At 57.2% G+C, this 3,077-nt stretch carries 4 protein-coding genes, 1 tRNA gene and 1 other RNA gene; 2 read left to right on the top strand and 4 right to left on the bottom strand.

Translation table 11 applies throughout. From position 1 onward, the window contains the following. Positions 1-117: 117 nt before the first annotated feature. Positions 118-531 (bottom strand): ATP synthase F1 subunit epsilon, encoded by a 414-nt coding sequence (atpC, locus tag NW820_RS11505; RefSeq protein ID WP_011433800.1) that lies wholly within the window; start codon positions 529-531, stop codon positions 118-120. A gap of 304 nt (positions 532-835) precedes the next feature. On the opposite strand from atpC, the gene NW820_RS11500 reads away from it, so the two are divergent. Further along, positions 836-1,474 carry a Crp/Fnr family transcriptional regulator gene (locus NW820_RS11500; protein ID WP_011433798.1) on the top strand — a complete coding sequence of 213 codons (639 nt, stop codon included), beginning with the start codon at positions 836-838 and terminating at the stop codon, positions 1,472-1,474. An 80-nt stretch (positions 1,475-1,554) separates the two neighbouring features. Here NW820_RS11500 and ssrA read toward each other — a convergent pair. Next, positions 1,555-1,956, bottom strand: a transfer-messenger RNA (tmRNA) gene (gene ssrA, locus NW820_RS11495). A gap of 100 nt (positions 1,957-2,056) precedes the next feature. Here ssrA and NW820_RS11490 point away from each other — a divergent pair. Then, positions 2,057-2,128: transfer RNA gene (locus NW820_RS11490), tRNA-Lys, on the top strand. A 2-nt stretch (positions 2,129-2,130) separates the two neighbouring features. Here the strand turns inward: NW820_RS11490 and gatC are convergent. Beyond that, the gene (gene gatC, locus NW820_RS11485) at positions 2,131-2,424 is read right to left on the bottom strand and encodes an Asp-tRNA(Asn)/Glu-tRNA(Gln) amidotransferase subunit GatC (protein WP_414350806.1); all 294 of its coding nucleotides are present in this window, start codon (positions 2,422-2,424) and stop codon (positions 2,131-2,133) included. A gap of 97 nt (positions 2,425-2,521) precedes the next feature. Then, positions 2,522-3,043, bottom strand: coding sequence for a photosystem I assembly protein Ycf3 (locus NW820_RS11480; RefSeq protein ID WP_011433796.1), 522 nt, complete (start codon positions 3,041-3,043; stop codon positions 2,522-2,524). Between the last annotated feature and the right edge of the window lie 34 nt (positions 3,044-3,077).

Below are 3,077 nucleotides of genomic sequence, written 5' to 3'. Positions count from 1 at the left end.
CGGTCTAGCTAACAAAGCCAATCCCCAAAGATCGAAAATGGCCCCCTGGCTGCGCCTCAGCCCCTCCATCTCTCCTGCAGCTTGAGCTCCATCTGCAGATCCCGCGCCGGGACAGGGTCAGCTTCCAGTCTTGCTGCCCATCTCGGCAGCTTGGATCAAGGCCCTGGCTCGCTGTTGATCCAACTTGGCTTGCAAGCGCTCTTGCTTGTCGCTGCTGGTATTCAAAACTTTGCTTGCTTCGTCCAAGAGGGCCTGAGCCGCTGCCTTATCCACTTTTTCACCCCGCTCTGCTCGGTTGACCAGGACGGTTACCTCGTTATTTTCGACTTCTGCAAATCCGCCCATGACCGCAATGGCCAACCACTTTCCATCGGCTTTGACCCGCATAACGCCATTGCCGATGGCGGTCAAGAGGGGGGCGTGCCCGGTGAGAATGCCCAATTGGCCCGAAGTGGCAGGGAGGATCACTTCCTCGCTGGGGGCATCCCAAACCGTGCGGTCGGGGGTAATCACACGAACCATCAGCGTCACGACAGATCTCCTGAGGGCTTGAACACTTTCGCGTCGGCGGTGCGGAGCACCCTGCTTCCGATCCTACCGGATCCGGATCCCTGCAGCTTTGCCGGGTTCTCCTTTTGTCTCTTCTCTCGAGGCAGCCACACTTAACCTGTGCATAACTTTGCCTTTACCTCAGGCTGGAAGGCAAGCGCTAAGGTGTTGTCGGGAACACTTATCTCTCGCCCCCACCTCAGCATTGACGGCCAGACCATTGCTGTTGGTTTGTAGAAGGGAGCCCAACGACCGGTGCGCCCAGTTTCCCTAGCGGAGCCAGCTTATGCCTGAAGCAATGCCTAGCCATTTTGCTGCCGGCCTGTCCACACGGGAGCGCCAGCTGCTAGAAGACCTCTACCGAAGCCGCAGTTTATCTCCCTACACTCCTGGCCAGGTTATCCCTCTGTTTCCTGAGGAATGGGTGATCGTCTGTCGGGGCGTGGTACAGTTGACCACCCTCTATCCCAATGGCGGTGAGGCGTTGTTGGGGTTTGCCGGCCCCTCCATGCCCCTGGGATCCCCTCTGACGATGCTGGATCCCTACCAAGCTAAGGCTTTGACGGCAGTTGATGTGCTGCGGCTGCCGGCAGCAGAGGTGGAAGCCTCAGAGATCCTGAGTCAAGGGCTGCTCAAGCAGGTGGTGCGTCGGCTGCGCCAAACCGAAGCATTGCTCGCCTTGGCCGGACGGCGGCGGGTAGAGGATCGGCTGCGCCAGTTGCTCTCCCTTTTGGCTGTGGAGCTGGGATCCCCGGTTGCAACAGGGGTGCGCCTGCAAGTGCGCCTTACCCACCAGGACTTGGCCAATGCCATCGGCACTACCCGGGTCACCATTACCCGTCTCCTAAACCGCTTTCGCCAGCAGGGCTGGGTTGCGGTGGACAAAAACCGGCACCTTGTCATCAAACTCGCCCACGCTCCGTAAAACCTTTAGAAACTGAGCAGGATCTGCTCCTAGGGCATGGCTGAAAGCTGGCAGTTTTTGGCTCGTAGTTAACTGCTGGGAGATGGAGCTGACGGGAGTCGAACCCGTGTCCGAGATGGGTACTGAGGGATCACTCATTCACAGGTTTAGCCTCTTTGACCCTCGAGGCGGGGATCGCCGTTTGGATCCCGGCGATGGGAGTTCTCCGCCTAATCTTAGTCTCTCCCTCGACGGAGCCAGAGTAGAGAGCTGCACCCGTTGGGGTTGTGATCCGCCCACTTAACGGGGTCGTGAGCAGATCCTCGAGCTCAGAGTAAGTTTTCGGTTACTGAGCCTTAGGCAGCCAAAGCAGCCGCTTTACGAGCAAAGGGTACGACGTTGTTCGCACGTACTTTTTTGAGCCTGGTGGTAACGGGATAAGCTCAATCCCGACCTGCCTCATGAACCCATGTTCGCCACCCCGTCGAAACCGTTACAGCCCCAGGGTTGACTTGAGTCCAGCATAGCAAGATTTTTGGGGATACGGCCAGAACCTTTGCGAATGTGACAGAAGCTTTGCTAATATGACGAAGCTGCAAACTTGGGTCGGTAGCTCAGCGGTAGAGCACTCGGCTTTTAACCGATTGGCCCAGGGTTCGAATCCCTGCCGACCCATGTCAGTCTTCCCCTTCCAAAATGCGGGGCACCTTGAAGAACATGTCTGCCCGGTCAGGGGCGTTGGCCAGGATCCCTTCGATATCGGGGTAGGGCTCAACTTCATCGGGGCGAGTGGGCAGTTCCATGTCCAGGACATGAAAGGTGGGCTCTACCCCCTCCGTGTCCAGCTCCTTCAGTTGCTCCACGTAGGCCAAGATGTCTGCTAGCTGCTCTGTGAACTGGATCTCTTCCTCTTCGGTCAGCTCCAGACGAGCCAAGTGAGCAACATGTTGGACTTCTTCCCGTTTCAGCATCCTCTCCTCCGGCTCCCAGGTTATCGACTTAACTTAGTCTAGGGTAGTTGAGCGCAACCGTTCGCGTTAGCGGAACGGAGTCCTTCTGCAGGAAGGCTCAGTACACCTCCAGGTTGGCGCGCCCGGTGGTTTTCAGCCAGTTTTGGGCCTCGATGTAGTTGTTGGGGGCAATGCGAATGGCCCGAATCCAGTACTGGGCAGCCTCGTTGAACAGGGCCTCTGCTGTTTCCTCATCCCCGGCTTGCAGGCTCAGCTCGCCCTTGTGGTGCAGCAGCACGGCAATGTTGTTCAGAGCAGAGCAAAGTCTTGGGTTCAACTCCAGAGCTTGGTGATAGTACTCCAGAGCCTTGTCCAGTTCGCCGTTGCTCTGGTAGATCAGGCCCATGTTGTAGAGAATGTAGCTGCGGTCTTCTTCCCCTTGCTCGAGGGCAAGGGCTTCTCTGTAGTTTTCTAGGGCCTCGGCGTATTCTCCTTCGCTCTGAGCGGCCATGCCATCCCGGTAGTAGGCAAAGGCTTTCTTTTGCTCAGAACTCACCCCTGGCAGCAGTTTCAGAATTAGATCGGCCATGACGGTGAAGGTCTTGTCAATGAAGTTGTCGTTCTTCATGCTGCGCGGCATGGCTGACCCCTTTTAAGTTTAGGACTAAGGATCT

Source organism: Synechococcus sp. R55.7, assembly GCF_047461955.1.
Classification (GTDB): Bacteria; Cyanobacteriota; Cyanobacteriia; order Thermostichales; family Thermostichaceae; genus Thermostichus.
This window is presented reverse-complemented; position numbering and strand designations above follow the sequence as displayed.